General features: G+C 36.0%; 19 protein-coding genes. 12 read left to right on the forward strand and 7 right to left on the reverse strand.

What is annotated here, in order from left to right; translation table 11 throughout:
• Positions 1 to 220: 220 nt before the first annotated feature.
• Positions 221 to 2,314 carry a lipocalin family protein gene (locus tag HME9304_RS15780; RefSeq protein WP_112379491.1) on the reverse strand — a complete coding sequence of 698 codons (2,094 nt, stop codon included), beginning with the start codon at positions 2,312 to 2,314 and terminating at the stop codon, positions 221 to 223.
• Between the two features lie 651 nt (positions 2,315 to 2,965).
• On the opposite strand from HME9304_RS15780, the gene HME9304_RS15790 reads away from it, so the two are divergent.
• Both HME9304_RS15790 and HME9304_RS15795 read left to right on the forward strand, forming a co-directional pair.
• Complete coding sequence (locus tag HME9304_RS15790; protein WP_112379871.1) at positions 2,966 to 3,598, forward strand: hypothetical protein; 633 nt, start codon at positions 2,966 to 2,968, stop codon at positions 3,596 to 3,598.
• Between the two features lie 3 nt (positions 3,599 to 3,601).
• Positions 3,602 to 3,982 (forward strand): hypothetical protein, encoded by a 381-nt coding sequence (locus HME9304_RS15795; protein ID WP_112379493.1) that lies wholly within the window; start codon positions 3,602 to 3,604, stop codon positions 3,980 to 3,982.
• Between the two features lie 285 nt (positions 3,983 to 4,267).
• On the opposite strand, the gene HME9304_RS15800 is transcribed toward HME9304_RS15795, so the two are convergent.
• Entirely contained in the window at positions 4,268 to 5,323 is a 1,056-nt protein-coding gene (locus HME9304_RS15800; protein ID WP_112377951.1) for an IS110 family RNA-guided transposase, read from the reverse strand.
• Positions 5,324 to 5,790: 467 nt separating this feature from the next.
• On the opposite strand from HME9304_RS15800, the gene HME9304_RS15810 reads away from it, so the two are divergent.
• The 10 genes from HME9304_RS15810 (at position 5,791) to HME9304_RS15855 (ending at position 14,812) form a co-directional block, all read left to right on the forward strand.
• A complete protein-coding gene (locus tag HME9304_RS15810; RefSeq protein WP_112379495.1) occupies positions 5,791 to 6,777 on the forward strand; it encodes a hypothetical protein in 987 nt (328 codons plus the stop codon).
• Between the two features lie 250 nt (positions 6,778 to 7,027).
• The gene (locus tag HME9304_RS15815) at positions 7,028 to 7,309 is read left to right on the forward strand and encodes a type II toxin-antitoxin system RelE/ParE family toxin (protein ID WP_112379496.1); all 282 of its coding nucleotides are present in this window, start codon (positions 7,028 to 7,030) and stop codon (positions 7,307 to 7,309) included.
• A gap of 11 nt (positions 7,310 to 7,320) precedes the next feature.
• Positions 7,321 to 7,623: a HigA family addiction module antitoxin gene (locus HME9304_RS15820; RefSeq protein WP_112379497.1), complete on the forward strand. Its 303-nt coding sequence runs from the start codon at positions 7,321 to 7,323 to the stop codon at positions 7,621 to 7,623.
• A gap of 27 nt (positions 7,624 to 7,650) precedes the next feature.
• Positions 7,651 to 8,412 (forward strand): hypothetical protein, encoded by a 762-nt coding sequence (locus HME9304_RS15825; protein ID WP_239023325.1) that lies wholly within the window; start codon positions 7,651 to 7,653, stop codon positions 8,410 to 8,412.
• A gap of 180 nt (positions 8,413 to 8,592) precedes the next feature.
• Positions 8,593 to 9,189 carry a GNAT family N-acetyltransferase gene (locus HME9304_RS15830; protein ID WP_112379498.1) on the forward strand — a complete coding sequence of 199 codons (597 nt, stop codon included), beginning with the start codon at positions 8,593 to 8,595 and terminating at the stop codon, positions 9,187 to 9,189.
• A 4-nt stretch (positions 9,190 to 9,193) separates the two neighbouring features.
• On the forward strand, positions 9,194 to 10,327 hold the full coding sequence (locus HME9304_RS15835) for an ATP-grasp domain-containing protein (protein WP_112379499.1): 1,134 nt from the start codon (positions 9,194 to 9,196) through the stop codon (positions 10,325 to 10,327).
• Between the two features lie 31 nt (positions 10,328 to 10,358).
• Complete coding sequence (locus HME9304_RS15840; protein ID WP_239023326.1) at positions 10,359 to 11,546, forward strand: serine hydrolase domain-containing protein; 1,188 nt, start codon at positions 10,359 to 10,361, stop codon at positions 11,544 to 11,546.
• A 32-nt stretch (positions 11,547 to 11,578) separates the two neighbouring features.
• A complete protein-coding gene (locus HME9304_RS15845; protein ID WP_112379501.1) occupies positions 11,579 to 12,730 on the forward strand; it encodes a serine hydrolase domain-containing protein in 1,152 nt (383 codons plus the stop codon).
• A 468-nt stretch (positions 12,731 to 13,198) separates the two neighbouring features.
• The gene (locus HME9304_RS15850) at positions 13,199 to 13,609 is read left to right on the forward strand and encodes a thiol-disulfide oxidoreductase DCC family protein (protein ID WP_112379873.1); all 411 of its coding nucleotides are present in this window, start codon (positions 13,199 to 13,201) and stop codon (positions 13,607 to 13,609) included.
• A gap of 342 nt (positions 13,610 to 13,951) precedes the next feature.
• A complete protein-coding gene (locus tag HME9304_RS15855) occupies positions 13,952 to 14,812 on the forward strand; it encodes a hypothetical protein (RefSeq protein ID WP_123877555.1) in 861 nt (286 codons plus the stop codon).
• A gap of 47 nt (positions 14,813 to 14,859) precedes the next feature.
• Here the strand turns inward: HME9304_RS15855 and HME9304_RS15860 are convergent, their stop codons facing one another.
• Genes HME9304_RS15860 through HME9304_RS15880 form a run of 5 tightly spaced genes read right to left on the reverse strand, consistent with a single transcriptional unit; the run spans position 14,860 to position 19,995 of the window.
• The gene (locus HME9304_RS15860) at positions 14,860 to 15,585 is read right to left on the reverse strand and encodes a hypothetical protein (RefSeq protein ID WP_112379503.1); all 726 of its coding nucleotides are present in this window, start codon (positions 15,583 to 15,585) and stop codon (positions 14,860 to 14,862) included.
• 12 nt (positions 15,586 to 15,597) lie between these two features.
• On the reverse strand, positions 15,598 to 16,770 hold the full coding sequence (locus HME9304_RS15865; RefSeq protein ID WP_112379504.1) for a flavohemoglobin expression-modulating QEGLA motif protein: 1,173 nt from the start codon (positions 16,768 to 16,770) through the stop codon (positions 15,598 to 15,600).
• The gene (locus HME9304_RS15870) at positions 16,767 to 17,594 is read right to left on the reverse strand and encodes an N-formylglutamate amidohydrolase (protein ID WP_112379505.1); all 828 of its coding nucleotides are present in this window, start codon (positions 17,592 to 17,594) and stop codon (positions 16,767 to 16,769) included. The genes HME9304_RS15865 and HME9304_RS15870 overlap by 4 nt, the downstream gene beginning before the upstream one ends.
• On the reverse strand, positions 17,587 to 18,618 hold the full coding sequence (gene gshB, locus HME9304_RS15875) for a glutathione synthase (RefSeq protein WP_112379874.1): 1,032 nt from the start codon (positions 18,616 to 18,618) through the stop codon (positions 17,587 to 17,589). Before gshB ends, HME9304_RS15870 begins: the two co-directional genes overlap by 8 nt.
• A gap of 51 nt (positions 18,619 to 18,669) precedes the next feature.
• Positions 18,670 to 19,995: a dicarboxylate/amino acid:cation symporter gene (locus tag HME9304_RS15880; protein ID WP_112379506.1), complete on the reverse strand. Its 1,326-nt coding sequence runs from the start codon at positions 19,993 to 19,995 to the stop codon at positions 18,670 to 18,672.
• Positions 19,996 to 20,021: the final 26 nt, after the last annotated feature.

Below are 20,021 nucleotides of genomic sequence, written 5' to 3' on the forward strand. Positions count from 1 at the left end.
CCCTTTATGGCTATCTTAGATACCCAACAGAACAAAATCCAAGGCCGCACTGCGTATAGCGCTTCCGTTGTAGTGCATTTTGTCAAATCTATTACTTTTTAAATTTTTGTAGTATGTAAAAAAGGTCTTCAAAATATTAATCATTGAAGGATAGGATGGTTAATTCCAACTAAAAAACCGCCATGACCTTTTCAGTAGAAAAAAATTCATACGTCAGGTTTTATAAGAAATTTATTTTCTCAACAAATACATCAAAACCAGTAATTATTTGGTTTTCCGGAATTGATATTGAAAATATCTCACCAACGTTATTTTCAAATATTCTAATAGGGTAGCCCTTCGTTTTAATGGTTTGTATTTCACTTGTTTCTGTATCGTAAAGTAATACTTCACGTTTTAAAAATTCTGTTTGCACATCACTTCCAAACCAATCAGGGTCAATGGTAGATGCAAAAATAAATTTCGCATCATTGGATAAACCTAGTGCAAACAAATCTTCAGGTAATTGAGCTTCAACCTGAAAAGAAATTGTAGAATATAGTTTTCTTTGACCGTAATTAATCAGTAAGTTACCCGAGTCACTGTAAAAAGAGGTATTTTTATATTTGGCAATATAATCGGAACTAAGTGGTAGCGTAATCACTCTCCTATTCTGTAAAATACCATTATCATCAACGGCATACAGGATGCTTTCCTGATCATTTTTATGCCCGACTATTATTTCATCGTCGTTCACATGGATTATTCTATATAGGTTGTCTCCGTGATGTGTTTCGAAATGAATTTGTTTGTCAAGAAGCATTAATTCTTCCCCATTTCTTTGAAAAATGAATATGGAGTCGGTATCGATAACAACCAAAAAGCCATTTTTTGTATATGTGAAATCTACAATACTAGATACATTAAATTCCTCAAATAGGTAAAAGGAACCAAAGGAGAAAATCTCTGAAAGCGATGTCGGATTTAAAAAATGTAAATTATTTCGCCCATTTACTACCAACTCTTTTCCCTCGGAAAAATTAAATGGTTTTCTAAACGGAAATTCACCCGCAACATAGACTTCTTCACTTGTAGTTGATTCAAGCACACCTTGATCATAATTAAGTCTCAGTATCGCATAGGCATCATAACTGGCCCAACTCGGAATTTGACTGCTTCCGTGTAAGTATACGGCGGGTTCATCATCATCAACTTCTAGATGGCTTAAATAAATTGGCCCGAATAAATCTTTTTGTCTAAAAGTTACCTGTTCGTAATTGGATACCACATTCGTACCAAAAATATTATAAGCATAAACTGCGTAAAACGGATTTTCAATATATGGTGGGTCGGTATCAAGAAAACTGGTTTCTTCGATAGCATTAATCGTTTTGACACTGTCCTCTTCATGGAAAAGCAAATTTGTTCCGTCGGTACTTGCATAAACTATTTCGTAATGGGAAAAGTATGGGATGTCATATTCACTCCATTCTAAAAGAATAGTTTCACCATCTACACTAACACTATTCAGATTAGGTGTATTTGGAATAATTAAATCTTTTGGGTTTTCAGTAAGTAATCTACTTTCGCCAACCAAAACATCATCAGAATATACTCTCAAAAAATAGCATAAGGTATTTGTGGTAGCTGGTGGATCGTAATCGATAAAAGTAGTGTTGTTAATATCCCCAATTTCTGTGAGGAGTACCGCATTTTCTTTTGTACAAGACCCGTCTATGGAACGATATACCTCATAACCAGTAAACGAATTAACATCTGTTTCTTGCTTCCAATTAAATTTCAAAAGTGATGTTTCATCGGAATCTCTTTCAAAAGAGGTGGCTATGTGGTTATTAGTAATGGGGTCATAACGTTTTAAATTAGCTTTGAAAACATCTTTATTTCCATCATCATCAAAATCAAATAGAAACCTGATCACTAATTCAGAGGATTTGAAATCGATAATTGAAAGCTCCTCCACTTCTCCTGATGAAAACGAGATTGATATTATTCCGTTTTCAATTTTCCAATTGCCCGTTTTTTTAACAGGAACACAGTCATCGTTGTTATATAAAACTTCTTCATATCTGCTATTTTCGGAAAAGACTAAGTATTCATATCCACATACTGGGAAACGTGGCGCTATCTGAACACTAGTGTCCATAAATTCTCCTGAATAAATGAACCATGTTCCTAGAATATCCTCAATTTTTACATTCGTATTTACATTGGTATCATCATCAGGGGTAAAGGTCTCCTCTTCTTCCCCACTTTCACAAGCAAGAATAGTAAGTAATAAAATGATAAGATATCTGTATCCTTTGAACTTCATCATAAAACTAAAAGACTTTATAAATATTGAAAACTAAAAATAAACCTAAATATTTCACCTCCAACTTTATTTTCTAATAAACACGAAGTAAAATAATATTATTGAATGTTACTATTTACTCTTCCCTTGTACCCACTTTCAAAATAAAATAGTAAAAAACGCACTACAACAAAACCTAAACGTAATGCGGACTTTAGGCTAAAACGAAAGGTCTGTGTATATTTATAAGGTCGCTAAATCTTTGGGATTTAGCTTTGGACAAAAAAAAGAAAAAGCGAAACCAAAAGCTTTAGCTTCGTGCGCAGACGGAAACGAAAAGTTTCCTTGCCTCCGCATTACGCTTAGCCGAACCGTTCAGGTCAATTCGGCCGGTGCCGACCCGCGTTGCTATATTTTGCTTCGCAAAACCCCGCCCCACGGGAAATCGACCTGAACGGAAGCGCTGTACCAAATTGCTTTTCCCCTCTTCAGGTCCGGCGCCCGGCCAGACAAGACAGCGCGCAGGGTCGAACTGACATGAACACCTGGCTATAGGCAATTTGGCACGGCCTTACCCGTATTTTGCCCTTTATGGCTATCTTAGATACCCAACAGAACAAAATCCACGGCCGCACTGCGTATAGCGCTTCCGTTGTACACCATTTGACCAAACTTATGCGAAAAATTATATTTCTGACTTTTATTTTACAATCCTCTCTGACTTTTTCTCAAATTCAGCAGTATTTTTTCGTCGATGATGTTGAAGTTGTTGAATATCTATATGTAAAAATTTGCATCGGAGAGAATGGGGAAACGGTTTCTGTGACTGAAATTCCAGAAAGAACTACTTACAAAAACAAAGATGTTATTCAACAGATTATAGAATACAGGAAAGGAATTGACTTTTTACCAGGAAGTAAATTTAGCAATCAATGCTTTGACTATCCATTTACGATAGTGAATTCAAAATATGAATCTATAAAAGAACTGGACTCAAATTGTGTTGCGGATTTTGGAAAAGGAAAATATAGATATATAAACCCTGAATATAGAGACGTTAAAATTAAAAGACGGAAAAGAAAACAGATTGAGAAAACAAAAGACTCAAAATCCATCTATAAAATCGAATGGATATCACCTTATAATTATGTTTTGACTTATTTAAAAGTTTCTAAACCTGAATATGAATATTTGATAGGACAAAAAATAGATGTCAAAATTATTGACGTTCTTGAAAATGGAAATTATGTCTATTATTCAAACTTATCTGACCGAACTTATGGGTTTGGAGAAATGGAAAAACTTTAAACTATGAGTTGGGACATTGTACTTTTTAATTCAAGACAGAAAATAGAATCAGTTGCGGAACTTGACGAAAACCAACTCGAACCGACTGATTTTTGCGGAATTTTAGAAAGCTCATTTGACCGAATAAAAAAAGACGATAATCACAGAGAAATAAGCGGAACTGATTTCACGATTGACTTTTTTGCCGATAATGAGCATTCAAGTAACTTTATGCTTTCATTATACGGAGAAAATGCAATCTACGCCTTGATTGAATTATCGAAAAAGCATAATTGGCAGATTTATGACTCTGGAATTGATGGAATGGTTGACTTGGAAAATCCCGAAAAGAACGGATTTGACAATCACAGAAAATATGTTGAACAGATATTAAAAAATAAATAAAAACGGTGTACAACAATGGCTCCTATGAAAAGCCCTAGTCCAGTTCTCTAAAGTTAAGTAATATTTTCTTTTTGCCTTAAACCACTTTTTTTCTTTTAATATAACTTGCTCGGCATCCTATATGTGATACACTTTTTTTTGTGTTCACCAGCATCTGTACGATCATAAGCTATAATAAGTTTGGTCACTTGCTAACCGATGTGATCCCTGCCATGGGCAAGGTCACCTACATTGTTCTGTGATCCAAACTTCTCTACTTCCATTGTGAGCTTTGTTATGGTTTTATTATGCTATAACCCCTATTTCATAGGGGATTCCCGTTTTTATGACCGCCAACGTACGGCTCAAAAGCTTACGGGCCACTTTGACGATCACGGATTTCACGTTCTTGCCCTGGTGCTTCCGGTAGTATCCCTGCATCACCGGGTCCGTGCGTATGGCCTGCCATGAGGCCTCTATAAAATAACTGCGTATCAATCGGTGGGCACGCATACTTACTCCCGTGTGCCTTATGGTGTCGCCACTTTGATAAATACCAGGTGAGAGTCCAACATAGCCCGCCAGTTGCTTGATGTTGTTGAACCTGCGCAGATCTCCCAGTTCGCTCAATATGCCACTGGCCACGATGGGGCCGATACCGGGAATGCTGCGCAAAAGCATATAGTCCCCCTTGTAATGTTTCTTGGTCCATTTGCGCAATTGGGTCGATACGTCCCTGAACTCCCGGTCTATAAAACGGAAACTGCGCATGCGGCTTTCTAGTACCTCTTTCCCCGTTGGGTGTGCGAATTCCAAATTGTCCAACCAGTCCCTGAAAGCGTGGCTCCAGTTATCGTTGTCGTACCGCTCGGGAACCTTGATGCCGTAATACAGCAGCTGCATCTTGATATAGCTCTTGATCTGGCGCATGTCCTTGACAAGGTCGTTCCTTCTGCGGAACAGGCTGCGCAACTGTTCCCGTTCCGGATCGGGGACCACGATGCCCTCCAAACGGCCGTCCTTCAGTTCACGGGCTATGAGCTGCGCATCTATACGGTCCGTCTTGGTATGGCGCTCCTTGCCCTTCCTGAATATATCGGCAGGGTTCACCACCAGTGAGCACCAGCCATAACCCTCGAAAGAACGATGGGCCCGATAACCGCAACATCCCGCCTCGTAGGCCGTCGAAACCTCATGACCCGGATAGTGCCGCTCCACATATTCCCTTAGCCCTTCCGGGTCCGGGGACATGGAAAAGGTCCTACCGGAGGACAGGTCCGTGGCACAGTGGACCTTCCAACTGCGCTTGTGTATGTCGATACCAATGAATAACTTGGGTCTTGCAGTGTGTCCTGTTTTCATATCTTTTTGTTTTAGAGAACTTTAAAGATAAAGGACACGCTGCTTTTACATAGATGCTATAAGTAATTGCTTGTTCTCGCTTACTTCTGAAAATCCTTGCGGATTTTCAGTTTGGTGTGTACTTGCAAAGTTAATCGATAAACCACGCAACTACTCATATCCTTAACCGTTCAGGTCAATTCGGCCGGTGCCGACCCGCGTTGCTATATTTTGCTTCGCAAAACCCCGCCCCACGGGAAATCGACCTGAACGGAAGCGCTGTACCAAATTGCTTTCCCCCCTCTTCAGGTCCGGCGCCTGGCCAGAGAGCCCAGCAAGCACGGTTGAACTGACATGAACATGTGGCCATAAGCAATTTGGCACGGCCTTACCCGTATTTTGCCCTTTATGGCTATCTTGGATACCCAACAGAACAAAATCCACGGCCGCACTGCGTATAGCGCTTCCGTTGCCTGTAATTATACGAAATGGATATTACAATTGGAGAATTAGATAAAAAATTGACTTCGGACATTTTTACAGAGAATGACCCAAAACAATATTTAGAAAGAGAAGAAACATTGAAAAAATTCATCAATGTATGTTTCAATCATTCAATCCAATTAGTTGAAATGCCACACAAAGAGTCAGAAAAAATTTCCTTTTACAAAGAACAAAGAATTAAAAGAAGTTTAAAACGACTTTCGGATTACGTAGGTTATTTGGCTCATCAATTGGATAAAGAAAAAATCGTCGACCATTTTAAAAATCAAGGGATAATTCCAATTAGTAATCTTGATATAGACACGTCATTTATAATTGCAAATTCATATTATGGAAGTATTAAATACGACCTGTTTTGGATTGACAACTTAAGATATTATGATGCATTAAATATTGCTACAAATAATTTTAAAATTGAGGATTTATCAAGTTATTTACCAGACTCTTATTCTCAATTTAAAAACACAATTCTTCCATATTTTAAAAAATTGGAACTTCTAAAAAATTTCAAAGGAACACTTCTTGAAATTTGTAAAACGTATGAAATTAAATCATATAGAGCTTGTAATTTACTAATACTAACATCTATTGAGGGAATAGTTAGAACTTTAGGACAATATTTAATTGACAAACAAAACCTTGAAATTGATTTAAATCAAGAATTTAATTCATTAGACAGTTATTTGCGTAAAATTCCTTGGAAACCAGATTATGAAATAAGCGACACGAAATACAAATTTTTGACTGGAGATTGGGATTTTAGACGTGACAACATTGAACCTTTAAAAAATTTTAACATTAATCTAAAACAGCGATTGGACTTTTTACGGAGACGTTTTAAAGAAGACCGAGATATGATATTACACGGACTGGAAAGTGATTATGGAAAAGAATGGCATTTATTTGTGAACTTTTCAGCTTTAGAAGAAGTCTATGAAACTTTTGAATACTATATGAAAAAATATAAATAACTACAGGCAACAATGGCTATAAGTAATGGCGCCGTTCTCGCCTACCCTTCGGCTCCGCTCAGGACAGGCTTCTGAAAATTCTTGCGGATTTTCAGTTTGGTGTGTATTTGCAAAGTTAAGTCGCTCTGCCTTCCTCTCGCTATGCTCGTCGGAGGCACTACGCAACTACTCATAGCCGAAACCATTAGGTAACATTTTCAAAAAACAAACTTTATACTTACTTTTGTCGTTAGTAACGTAAAACGAAACTATGATTATTTCCTTTGGCTCGAAACAGACCGAACAAATTTGGAATGGTATTCGAGTCAAAAAAATGCCGATTGAAGTTCAAAAAGTTGGACGTCGAAAATTAAGAATGCTGAATAACTCACAAGATATTGCTGATTTAAAAATTCCGCCTTCAAATCGTCTGGAAAAACTGACTGGAAATTTAAGTGGATTTTATAGCATCCGAATAAATAAACAATGGCGAATAATATTTCAATGGAACGACGGAAATACGAGCAAAGTTGAAGTTATTGATTATCACTAAAGAAAAATAAAATGAAAAAGTTAGCAAATGTTCATCCTGGCGAAATCTTATTTTATGAGTTTCTTGAGCCTTTGGAAATTACGGCTTACCGACTTTCAAAAGACTTGAAAATACCACAAACGAGAATTTCAGAAATTGTAAAAGGTAAACGTCGAATAACAGCCGACACAGCTTTACGATTAAGTAAATATTTTGGGAATTCCGCTAAGTTCTGGCTCGGACTACAAGATGATTATGATATTGAAGAAGAACAAGCAACCAAGGAATCGGAACTCAATGAAATCAAGCATTACGAGAATAAAAACGTTGCCTAACAACACTTACAATGTATATAAAAAAAAGTGCAAGTCATTACTGAAACTAAGGTTTTGGCGTTTTTGGAAAGAAACAGCTTATTTTCAGCGCTACTTTTCATATATGGAGCCGTTGCCAACAATATGAAAAAACGATTATCTATATACATTTTAGTTCTATTTATTTTTTCGCTTGCTTCTTGTAAAAGTCAGGAAAATAAAAAATCTGAAATAATTCAAATACCAAAATCGTTTAAAATTCTTGCCGAAACAGAAGGAGATATAGACGAAGATGGAATTTCTGAAAAAGTAATAGTTTACGATACAGAAAAGGAAACTGATTTAGGAACAGAAAGACAAATATTCATTTATAAAATAAACAGTGATAAATGGGAGTTGTGGAAAAAATCAGTTGGTGCAATATTACCAAGTCAACACGGAGGAATGATGGGAGACCCTTTCGAGGGAATATCAATTGAACGAAATTGTATTGTAATTAATCATTTTGGAGGTAGTCGTCAAAAATGGATTTATACGCATAGATTTAGATTTCAAAGCGGAGAATTTCAATTAATCGGAGCAGCTGTGAATTTTGGCTCACCTTGTGATTATTTCTTCACTTTTGACTACAATCTCTCAAATGGAAAAATAAAATACGAAAAGGAAACCGAAGATTGTGAGAATGAAAACTCAAAAATAGAGAAAGAAGAAATGATTAGGAAATTGGAAACTTTGCCGACAATGAATGGTTTTTATCCTGGAAATACGGAATTGAAATTTCCAAAATCTGAAACGACAATATATTATTAAATAAAAATACTGTTGGCAACACCGTATATAATTAATGGTTAGTTCTCGCCTACTCTTCTGCTCCGCTCAGCGCTGACTGAATCCACTCGGGAGTGTTAACATCAATTCCAGGCCAAAAAGTAAAACATATAAACTCGTAATTGACGGCTATACGAGACCCTTAGCAACAAGCAAAAAATAATGAATATAGAAATTTTGAAATCAGATATAAAACTTGAAAATAATAGAGTTTTACTAATTCCTTTTGAAAATACCAGAAACCAAGAACTGAAAGCAATAATATTCAATAACGAAATTTGGAAGTATATGGGAATGTTTATACGAGCAGAATTTGATTTTGAAAATTATATAAAGAATACACTTAAAGACAAGGAAAACGGTGTTTGCTATCCATTTTTAATTATTGATAAAAAAAATGGAAAAGTCGCAGGAAGTACACGATATGGAAACATCCATATTGTTAGTCAGAAATGTGAAATTGGGTGGACTTGGTACGGAAAAGATTTTCAAGGAACTGGCTTAAATAAAGCTTGTAAATATGAATTGTTGAAATTCGGATTTGAAAATATAGGTTTTAGAAGAATCCAATTCAGTGCTGACCAAGAAAATACTCGTTCACAAAGAGCCATTGAAAAATTAGGAGCAACCCAAGAAGGTATCTTTAGAAATAATTACGTTGATTCAGAAGGTAAAAGTAAAAATGATGTTTACTACAGTATAATTTCGGAAGATTGGAAAAACGTAAAAACACAAAACTTCTCAGAATTTAACATCTAAAATTATGGACAACTTACTTTATTTAGTGTTTCCAAAAAATGCAGAATCTGGAGCATTGGAGACAATACCAGACACAAAAGGAATGATAGTAATTCAGGAAGATGATTTTCTAAAGCTACCTGAAAATATAATAAACTCTAATAAAATATGTATTACCTCTGAAGCCACTTTAGAGAATGTTCTATGCAAGATTGACGATGATTTAAAAGTGAATGCCATAAAATCAATGAAAGATAAATATCTATTTCGTGATTTATTAACAGACATGTTTCCTTCACTAAAATACCAAACCGTAGAGCTTAAAGATATTATAAAACTAAAATTGACATCAAAGAAAATTTTAAAACCCGTAAAAGGATGTTTTGGAACAGCAGTAAAAACAATAGATGAGAACAGTGATATAGATAGGGTTATTGAAGAAATAAAAACAGAGATTAAAAAAAATTCAGCAATACTTTCTGAAAATGTTTTGTCTCAATCGCAATTTATACTCGAAGACTTTATAGAGGGGGAAGAATATGCCGTAGATATGTTTTTTGATTCTAAAGGTAATCCGCATATTGTAAACATCTACTACCACCCCATTCCTAAGTATTCTGAATATTTACATATGCTCTATTACACGAACAAAAATGTTTTTGAAAAAGTGTATGACAAGGCAATGGATTTTTTTGTTGAAATCAACAAAAAATTACAATTAAAAAAAATAACGCTTCATACAGAATTTAAATTATCCACAGATTTGATTCCAATCGAGATAAATGCTATGCGTTATGGCGGAATGGGCTTAGGCAATATGGTATATCATAGTCTAAACATAAACCCTTACAAACATTTCCAAGAAGAACAAAGTCCTAATTGGGAGAAAATATGGCAAAAATATCCTAAAGAAAACTTTGCTTTTTTAATCGCATATAATGGAACGCACATAGACGTAAACAAGCAAAAACCAAATTTTCAAAAATTAGAAAGCCAATTCTCTAAAGTCTTAAACAAAACAGTTTTTAATTACCAAAAACAACTTGCTTTTGGAATTTATACGCTAAAAGAAAGTTCTGAAAATATTGAAAAATTACTTCAGATTGATTTTAATGATTTTTTTGAAGACATTGAAAAGCCAGTTGCTAACAATGTGTAAGGAGGATAGCGGTTTAATCGCTTGAGTCAAAATGAAAATTTATAAATCGTACAACAGTAACAAACGGAAATGTAAGGGTCTAAAATCCGATACTATTCTTATAATTTACCGTTATACCGCATTAAAAACATTAATGATAATCAAAATAAAAATTTACACAATTACGACATTTTTAATGCTGACCATTTTTGCTTTTGGACAAACCAAGGACGCTGAAATAAAATCTTTTTTGGACAATTTAAAACCAAGTGATTTTTCAGGAGCAATTTTGGTTGCACATAATGATAAAGTAATCGAAAAAAGAGCTTTTGGACTTGCGAACATAGAATATGGAATTCAAAATAAAGTGGATACCAAATTCAACATTGCATCGATTACAAAAATGATTACAGCAGTAGCAACCTTGCAACTTTACGAAAATGGTAAAGTTGAACTAAAAAAACCAATTGGCACATACTTACCTGATTACCCCAACAAACTGGTTAGGGATTCTGTAACAATCCATCAACTTCTGACACATACTTCTGGAAACAATAATAATTTAGACTTTTGGAAAACCAATAATCTCAAGTACAAAAACGTATCTGATTTTGCTGAACGTTTTAAAAACGACACTTTATTATCAAAACCCGGAACTAAATACGACTATAGTGCATCAGGTTTTGTAATTCTTGGTCTTATTATCGAGAAAGCAAGCGGACACAACTACTATGACTACGTAAGGGAGAACATTTTTAAAATTGCAGAAATGACAAATACCTCGGAATTGGATATTGATGCAGTTGTACAGAATAAAGCAAGCGGTTATACTACATTTTTACAAGAAGATAAAACCCCTAGAAAAAATGAATATTATCTTGCCAAAACCTCTCCCGCTGGATTTCATTACTCAACTGTTGAGGATTTATTTAAATTTTCGAAAGCATTAAGAAATTATCAATTACTGGGTAAAGAAACAACAGCGTTGATGTTTGTACCTAAAGTTAAAGGTTACAATACTAATCTAGGATATGGAATTGATATTGATTTGAGGTATAACCAAACCATTCAAGGTCATAGTGGAGGTTGGTATGGGGTTCGAGGCGAACTCATGGATTTTATGAAAGACAATTATACGGTAGTGATTTTATCAAATGTTGATGATGATGGAAAGTCAGGCACTTCAAAAGTGTCAAACTACTTTAAAGAGTTGATTGCGGAAAAACAGCCCGAGAAATAACCTAGCATAACAAAGCCTATGAACAGTGCGAAATGAGAAATACAACCATACTCCTTCTAAGCTTAATAACGTTAACAAGTTATGGTCAGATTGGCCAAAAGAGCGAACTTTCTGGTTCCGTAAAAATCCAAATTGACACATTGTTTTCTGACTTTGATACTTTGAATTCCCCAGGCTATGCCATCGGAATATCAAAAAATGGAAAAACACTTTATAAAAACGGCTATGGTTCAGCTAATTTGGATTACAACATACCCATAGAATCGAATTCAGCATTTAGTATCGCCTCGGTTTCAAAACAATTCACCGCGGCCTGTATAGCGCTACTGATTTTAGAAAACAAGATATCATTGGAATCCGTTGCTGCTGACTTTATTCCAGAATTAGGAAAGTACGCGGACACCATACGGATTAAACATCTTATCTATAATACGAGTGGAATCAAGGACTACCCGCGCCTAAAACGAAAAAGTGGCAAGTCTTGGGTTACATTTAACTACTTCGATATTGATGAATGTATTTCTACATCTCTCAATGAAGAGACCCTACAATTTACGCCTGGAGAAAAATGGGACTATTGCAACGTAAATTTTATGTTGCTCACAAAAATTGTTGAAAAAATAAGTGGCCAATCTTTTAGTGAATTTGCAAAAAAGCAATTATTTGAGCCATTGGGAATGAAAAATACCCTTATCAATGATGACATAACACAAATAATCAAAAATAGAGTCACTCCCTACAATCCCAGAACAAAAGAATATTTGGATGGTTATACTGATTATGGCATAACCCTCAAAGAAGATGGAAAATATATTCGGCATCCAAGAAATTCACCTCATTATGGGGGAAGTGGAGTGGTAACCACTATTGATGATTTGCTGAAATGGAGCGCCAATATGATAAGTAAACGTTTTGGCGGACAGGAGTTTTATGACCTGATGCACAAAACCCCTAAGTTTAACCACAATAGAGATAATCAAGCTTTTGGTCTTTACATTGGAGATTTTAAAGGACGAAAAATAGTTGCTTGGGATGGAGGAGATTGGGGAATTAGTTCTCAATTATTGCGATTTCCAGATGAAGGAATTGCAATAATTGTGCTTTCAAATATTGGTTCAGGAGAAGCTTATCGCAAAGTAAAGGCGGTTGCAGATATTTTAATCAACCAAGGAATATTAAAATAAAATTCCCTGAAACAAAGGACTAAGATTAAATACATTTTAAATCCATTAATTTAGTTGGGAAGTATGCGTTCACCAATCTACTATTTTATATAAGCACCTGTACGTGTAAGTTGAACTAAATCGAATCCAATAGATGAAAAGAGTTGTTTTCTTTTTTGTTATCATATTTATGATTTACCATGTTTCTCGTGCCCAACACGAGAATATCACCAAAAACTGGAAAACCGTAAGTATAAGTGATATTCCATACGCAAAAGTTTGGACAGATTGAAAATATTCTCATATTTGAAAAAATCGACTCGCACCATTTTTATTGCTATCTATTCCTGTTAAATTAGAATTGGCATAAAATGCTCCATTTTATCTGATACTGTAAACGCTTTTTAAAAAAATGGAATTTCAACGCAACGATATGTATCTTTGAAGTATATAAAAAAATCAACTTCATGCCTTCATGGCAATGACAACATGGACGAAAAAGGTAAAAAAATCATCCTCTTTGACGGTGTTTGCAATCTTTGCAATAGTTCAATCCAGTTTGTCATAAAACGGGACAAAAAAGATATTTTCCGCTACGCAGCATTGCAAAGTCAGGTTGGGCAAAAACTTATCGATGAACGTGCAATTGATATTTCTAAAGTGGATTCCATCATTTTGGTGGAACCAGGGGTAGCTTATTATACAAAATCAGATGCTGCTCTAAATATTGCCAAAAGTTTTGGGGGTGTTTGGAAAATTGTCAATGTCTTTACTTGGATACCCAAAAGCTTTAGGGATGCCGTATATAATTTTGTTGCTCGAAATCGATACAGATGGTTCGGCCAAAAAGATGCATGCATGATTCCTACTCCTGAACTACGGGCAAAATTTTTAGGATAGTTTAATTTTCTCTTCCTGAACGAGCTACTTTTAAGGCCATAAAATCAAATAATTTATAAGTTTTACCGTGGCTAAACTTAATCGTGAAACGTGATATTTTGCGAGGAACTCAAAATTTATCTTAAATAATAAGCAAAACACTCAAAATTCAATTTTTTAACTTAACTATTTTCAATACTGGCATTGATTTTGTGAGTTATTTAAAGAACATTCCTTTGATTTATAGTGATTTTGCAAGGTATTGAAATTATTCCCGGATAATATTCAAAAGAGCGAAAACACTTCTTCATTGAAGATACTATGTGGCTGTAGCCCTTTTCAAAACAAAAAAAAATTCAAGAAATGAGAAAATTAATTCTACTACTCTTTTTATCACTTTCTATAGTGACTTTTGCCCAGACGGGCAATGTAAATGACATACTGTTCACTAAATCAGGTGAAATTATTCAAGGTAAGGTTTCCAAGGTGACAGCATCTAGCATCAGTTTCAGTTATCCTGGAGAAACACTTATTAATGAAATAGGTGTCGACCAGCTTGAAAAAATTGTTTTTTCCAGTGGAAGAACGCAGAATTTTGGTAGTGGTACAGCTGGAACAGCTATGCAAACCACGCCGGATAAAAATGTTGATGATGCTGAAATAGTCAAACCACTTCCACAAGAAGAAATCTATCTTGGACCTAATTATGACGATAACAAACTGTCTGTAATACCTTTAAGTTTTTATAAGAATGATGTTTACAACAAGGAGACTTCAAGCAAGATAACAAAGTTTGCAACCGATTATCTTTCCCGTAAAAATTTATCATCACCAATAAATGTTCAGGAAATGTCAGCCACCATAAAAATGCTGGTCGATGGTAATGTTGGTTTTCAACAATTAAAGGATACTCCAGTTGATAGATTACAGAATGTATTAAAATCTGAATATCTTGTGATGATTGAAGTGAAGGAAATCACGGACGAGCCAAAAACAAAGAGCTCAGGTTTTTTTGATAGTCAAAATACGCCCGCCAATACGGAATCTACCGTAAGGTATGAAATAGAACTTATTGTCTATGGTGGAATGGCGAGCGAGAAATATGCAACAAAATTTATCGACGAGCGCACTTCGCAATCAGGTTTGGCCAGTAGCGGTCAAGAGGATTGGAAAACCGCTATGCAATATGTTTTAGATCAGGTATTGACTTCAGCAAACTTATAACCATAAACAAGAGCGGTTTACCGTATTTGAAGATAAACCGCTCTTGTTTAATCGAACGAAATCTCTTCCGTCAATAATCTTTGTACCTCTTCATCACCTTCAAACTGCTTCTCAAAATTATATGGTATATCTAAATAAGGATTATACCCGAGTTCTATAAATTTTCGATTTCGGAAGTCTTTAACAAATCTATGTACCCTGTATGTCCTCTCTCCATTTGAGTCTTCTAGATACATCTTAAGTTTTTCTCCCAAAGGTTTACGCCATTGTAAGGAGGTCAACAAATCTTTGCGGGTTATTTGGTCAAGACCTGGTGCATTCTTTAGTTTCTCTATTTTGTATTTTGAGTAGAAATAACGTTCTTCCAGCGACTTCCAAGATGGTAACATGCCTTCATTGTATTTTTTCTCTACACTTTCCAAGGTTTCACCTTCAGCATAGGTACCCACGCTTATCATTTCGTCGCCAGCGAACTTGGTCCTTTTTAGTAAGCCATAATTGCTTCTTGATGATTTTTGGATAATAAAGTGGTTTTCATCCAATTTTTTAATAATATGAATTGTGTCTGCTGCTGCTTCCGAATTGGTCAACAGGGTATCATTGGATACTAGGTCAAGTATAAACTTATCATCATGTTCCGAAATGCTCATAAGCCTTTCCATACCTAAGTAGGTATACCATTTCTGCGGTTGAATAGTATCGGTTTGTGCTTTTGACGAAAAAATAGCAACTGTGCAAAAAAGAAAAATTAGGAGATTTTGAAAGAACTTCATACGGGTTGGGTTTTATTTAAGATTATTCAAAATAAAGTCCAAAGTTGTATTGGTGTTCAGTTTTTGTGTGAAAGACTGGCTTTTGTGTGTAATTGGTTGTGCCAGTCCTAGGGTTTTAAGATATCGGATGGTCTCTTCACTTTCCAAAGAAACTTTACCGGACAACAAAGTTGCAAGACTTTCTTCCATCTGATACTTTTTATAGATTTTTCTAAGACCACTTAAATACAATCGGTCTTTGGTAAATCCCCCTCCCCTATGCACTCTTAGCGTAATGGCAAAAGCTTCTTCTTTGTTCAGTTTATATTGTCCATGAATCAAATCAAAAGTGTCGGCAAAAGAATATCCTTTAATCAAACTATCTGCTGCCAAAACCCTGTATGCCAATTCTTTTAAACGTTTTAAAGTTAAGGCACCCCCCATATATTCACTAAAAACCGCCAGACCTTCCTGCGTTTCTACATTTTTGGGGAAACCATTGGAAAAGATTTTTAAAGGCTGTTCCAATCCATTGAACGTTGTGACCAAATGAACCCCGATTTCGTGATTTGCAAGTGTCAGCAATTGATTCTTACTGAATTTGGCATTCTTTTTTATGATAAGCGTCCGCGAACTATTGCTCACCATTGCATCTGCCGCAATATGTGTAGAAAACTTTATGTGCAACGGAAAACCGTACTGTTCACTGAAATCTTCAAAATATGCTTTGGCTTCCATGGGCGAAAACACTTTTTCCATATCTGAAGAATCTGGTGTATTTGCATAATGTAAAATAAATCTGGCATTTTGTACATCCCGTTCCCTTGGCGTTCCATATACCCTCAGCGAATTATAATAAAAAGCCTTGCCCTTACCAATTGTTTCGATGCACTGTATCATATTGGCATAATGGTATATGATATCTTGGTACAACTGCCTTAATTTGTCATCTGTAATACGTTCCAATCGCTGTGAAAAGAAGAGACGGTGCAGTTTATAGGGGTTAAATTTTAGCTTTGGGTATTTAAAACGAGGTTCGATCGTGAACTTTGAAGCAAAAAAACGATGTTTTTCTTTTTCTATATTTAATGGGTTGATGTAGCTCAGTAGTTCAATACGTCTTACCAAACGGTCCAGATTGGCATCGATTTCAAAGAGGTTGCCGTATTCTTTTTCTAGTCCTTTTATCTCCTTTGCACCAATCATACATTTGCTTTTTCAAATTCTTCTACCATTTCAGGAATTAGTAGCTTTAATTGTTCTTCTACAGATCTGACCACTTCTGGATAAATAATTCCTGTATGTTCATCACAATATATTTTTGATATTTCTGTGGCCAAGACCAAGGTATCCTTAAAATTTTCAGTGATATATTTTAAAAAATACCCATTGCCATGAAAAGTATCGTTTATTTTGGAAGTAGATTTTATACCGTTCGGCAACACCATACCACCTAATTTTGCACGCCACTTTTCCGTCAAACCTCCATATCGTTCTGTATCAATGTTGGTAGTTCCAAGATTCCAAACGGGTACTTCCCTATCCCAACGCTTCCAATTGTAACTGTGTATGTCAAAAACGATTACTTTTTTAAAATCAGTCTGTAACTTGGAAATAAGTTCATGTACCACCTTATAAAAATTAGCGTGTTTTTGTAGGCTGGTCACTTTTTCGTGTTCTGTCAAAGGTTTTTCCCATAACTGTTTCCCCCAAGCATCGTCGTAAATAGCACGTTCCGGTTCTCTATTAAGATCATATTCAAAACGGCTGTCACATCCAGCAATTATAATGGGAAAGCTCTGTATCATTTCTTTCGTACAAGGGTCTTCCTCGTACCATCGTTCATACTCAGTATGCAAGCAATTGTCCCATAGCGGTTTTCTGAATTGATGCCCGTCATGAACTGCCCCACAAACAAAGGGGACATAACTCTCGACCTTTATAGTGAATGAATAGTCGTCGGAAACTGCCTCAAAGCATTTTCTTTCTTCTATAGCATTTAAGATTTCTTCTATGGAATATCTATGCATTTTCAACCTCGCTACGTAGTCTTGATCTTCTATCGAACGCCTGCAATTTGTCCATTACCTTGCTCTCTACAAAATCTATGACTTTTGATTGAATCTTCGTTTTATAAACTTTGTTCATATAGGTAATTCCGCCAGGTGACATCACATTGACCTCGACCAGTTTTCCGCCAATGACATCAATGCCCACAAAGTAAAGCCCATCATTGACCAATTTGGGGCCGATTTGCTTGCACAAAGCCTTTTCCTGTTTGGACAAGGTATGTTTTGCGACCGATCCACCTGCACTAACGTTGGAGCGATGATCATCCGAGCCGGGAATCCTTCTCATGGCGCCTATAGGTTCCCCGTTCAGTAAAAGAATACGAACATCACCTTGGTCCGCACCCTCAATATATTCTTGGAGTATAACGTAATTTGAAGTGCCATCAGAATTTGTAACATAAAAATCCAAAAGTGATTTTATATTGCTCATGGCCGATTTCTCTATGAGAATCACCCCTGAACCTCCAAAACCGTTCAACGGTTTCAGAATCATCTTTTCTGATTTGGATTCGTTGATTTGTTTTACCAAATAGTTCTTGTTTTTTGAAACGTGTGTTGCTGGAATAATGTTACTATGGCTATCACCAAATGCAGCAGTATAGAGCTTATTATTCGCTTCTCTTAGACCTTGAAGGGAATTCACGATAAAAACATCATCCTTTACAGAATCCAGAAAATTTAGCATCAATGGATCCAACGGTGGATTGGCCCTCATAAAAATAACATCGAAACCAGCTAAGGGAAGCATTTCCTCACGTAATGAGGCTTGTTTATAGAAAGTTTTTAGACTGCTGGAAACTTTGTCCATTTTATTGATAACTGTACAAAAGGCACTGGTTACACTATTTCGAATGGTCAGATTGGCAGGAGTGCAGATGGCAACCCCATGCTTGCGTTTTACACACTCATGGATAAGTGCCAAGCTTGTGTCTTTCTCTGGATTTATTTCATCCCAAGGATACATTAAAAAACAAATATTCATCTTCAACTAGCAGTTTTGGTTACTATTCTCTTCTCAATCAAAAAGGTACAATTACCTTACTTCATCTAAATGGTCGTCCCACTCTTGTATTTTAGGGTTTCCCAATTTACCAACTGATTTGGCTACCATCATGGAAACAGTTGCATCACCTGTAACGTTAACAACGGTTCTGCACATATCCAAAGGCCTATCCACTGCAAAAATCAATGCCAAACCAATGGCGAGTTTATCCGCAGGAAACCCTATGGATTCCAACACTATGACCAGCATCACCATTCCCGCTCCAGGAACGGCAGCAGAACCGATTGATGCCAATAAAGCTGTTAAAACTATTGTTAATTGGTCTCCAAAGGTAAGATCAAAACCCAATGCCTGTGATATAAAAACAGCTGCCACACCTTGGTACAAACTTGTTCCATCCATATTTATGGTTGCGCCTACCGGCAATACAAAACTTGACACTTCTTTGTCAACACCTATATGTTCCTCTACCCGTTCCATCGTTACAGGTAAGGTCGCAGCGCTAGAGCTAGTTGAGAAAGCCAACAATTGTGCAGGACTGATCTGCTTTAAAAACCAGAACGGATTCTTTTTGGTAAAGACCGAGACCACTATCAAATAAAAAACAACCATTAGCAAAAGACCGAATACAACAACACCTGCATATTTGAGCAGGGCCAGTAAAAGATCTGGGTCGCTTGAAGAGACCACAACACCCGCCAATAGTGCAAAGACGGCATAAGGTGCGGTTAACATTATCAAATCCACCATTTTTAGTACCACATCGTTCAATGCATCGAAAAAATCTTTTAGGGGCTTGGCTCTTTTTTCTCCAATAAGCAACATTGAAATACCTAAGAAGATAGTAAAAAAGATGACCTGAAGCATAAGAGTATTGTCGCTCAATGCAGCAAGGGCATTCTCTGGGACCATATCCTCCAAAAACTGTAAAGGTCCACTATCCTTTTGCTTTGATGCCTCCGCTAACTTATCCGTAACCCCTTTGTCATTAGCATAAGTATCGGTCAACTTGGTTATGGTATCCTCTGATATGCCATCACCCGGTTGAATGATATTTACCAAAACAAGCCCTATTGTAATTGCGACGACCGTGGTTCCAATATAGATTAGAATTGTGCGCAAACCAATATTCCTAAATTTGGAAATATCTTTTAAGTCAGAAATTCCCTTAATCAAAGAAGCGATAATCAAAGGAATTGCGATAAGTTTTAAAAGTTTTACGAAAATGGTTCCTATGGGCTGTATCCAGTCCGAAACAAAATCTTTTCCCCAACTGATCTGGGTCATTACAAATCCGAACAGTATGCCTAGCACCATACCAATAAGAATCTGCCAATGCAGTTCTAGTTTACGCATATATAAATTTTAGGAAAGTAAGATAC

Source organism: Flagellimonas maritima (assembly GCF_003269425.1).
GTDB lineage: Bacteria > Bacteroidota > Bacteroidia > Flavobacteriales > Flavobacteriaceae > Flagellimonas > Flagellimonas maritima.

Coding starts and splice junctions, on each gene's coding strand:
- HME9304_RS15780 (WP_112379491.1), bottom strand. CDS start 2,314: ATGATGAAGTTCAAAGGATACAGATATCTTATCATTTTATTACTTACT.
- HME9304_RS15790 (WP_112379871.1), top strand. CDS start 2,966: ATGCGAAAAATTATATTTCTGACTTTTATTTTACAATCCTCTCTGACT.
- HME9304_RS15795 (WP_112379493.1), top strand. CDS start 3,602: ATGAGTTGGGACATTGTACTTTTTAATTCAAGACAGAAAATAGAATCA.
- HME9304_RS15800 (WP_112377951.1), bottom strand. CDS start 5,323: ATGAAAACAGGACACACTGCAAGACCCAAGTTATTCATTGGTATCGAC.
- HME9304_RS15810 (WP_112379495.1), top strand. CDS start 5,791: ATGGATATTACAATTGGAGAATTAGATAAAAAATTGACTTCGGACATT.
- HME9304_RS15815 (WP_112379496.1), top strand. CDS start 7,028: ATGATTATTTCCTTTGGCTCGAAACAGACCGAACAAATTTGGAATGGT.
- HME9304_RS15820 (WP_112379497.1), top strand. CDS start 7,321: ATGAAAAAGTTAGCAAATGTTCATCCTGGCGAAATCTTATTTTATGAG.
- HME9304_RS15830 (WP_112379498.1), top strand. CDS start 8,593: ATGAATATAGAAATTTTGAAATCAGATATAAAACTTGAAAATAATAGA.
- HME9304_RS15835 (WP_112379499.1), top strand. CDS start 9,194: ATGGACAACTTACTTTATTTAGTGTTTCCAAAAAATGCAGAATCTGGA.
- HME9304_RS15840 (WP_239023326.1), top strand. CDS start 10,359: ATGAAAATTTATAAATCGTACAACAGTAACAAACGGAAATGTAAGGGT.
- HME9304_RS15845 (WP_112379501.1), top strand. CDS start 11,579: ATGAGAAATACAACCATACTCCTTCTAAGCTTAATAACGTTAACAAGT.
- HME9304_RS15850 (WP_112379873.1), top strand. CDS start 13,199: ATGGACGAAAAAGGTAAAAAAATCATCCTCTTTGACGGTGTTTGCAAT.
- HME9304_RS15855 (WP_123877555.1), top strand. CDS start 13,952: ATGAGAAAATTAATTCTACTACTCTTTTTATCACTTTCTATAGTGACT.
- HME9304_RS15860 (WP_112379503.1), bottom strand. CDS start 15,585: ATGAAGTTCTTTCAAAATCTCCTAATTTTTCTTTTTTGCACAGTTGCT.
- HME9304_RS15865 (WP_112379504.1), bottom strand. CDS start 16,770: ATGATTGGTGCAAAGGAGATAAAAGGACTAGAAAAAGAATACGGCAAC.
- HME9304_RS15870 (WP_112379505.1), bottom strand. CDS start 17,594: ATGCATAGATATTCCATAGAAGAAATCTTAAATGCTATAGAAGAAAGA.
- gshB (WP_112379874.1), bottom strand. CDS start 18,618: ATGAATATTTGTTTTTTAATGTATCCTTGGGATGAAATAAATCCAGAG.
- HME9304_RS15880 (WP_112379506.1), bottom strand. CDS start 19,995: ATGCGTAAACTAGAACTGCATTGGCAGATTCTTATTGGTATGGTGCTA.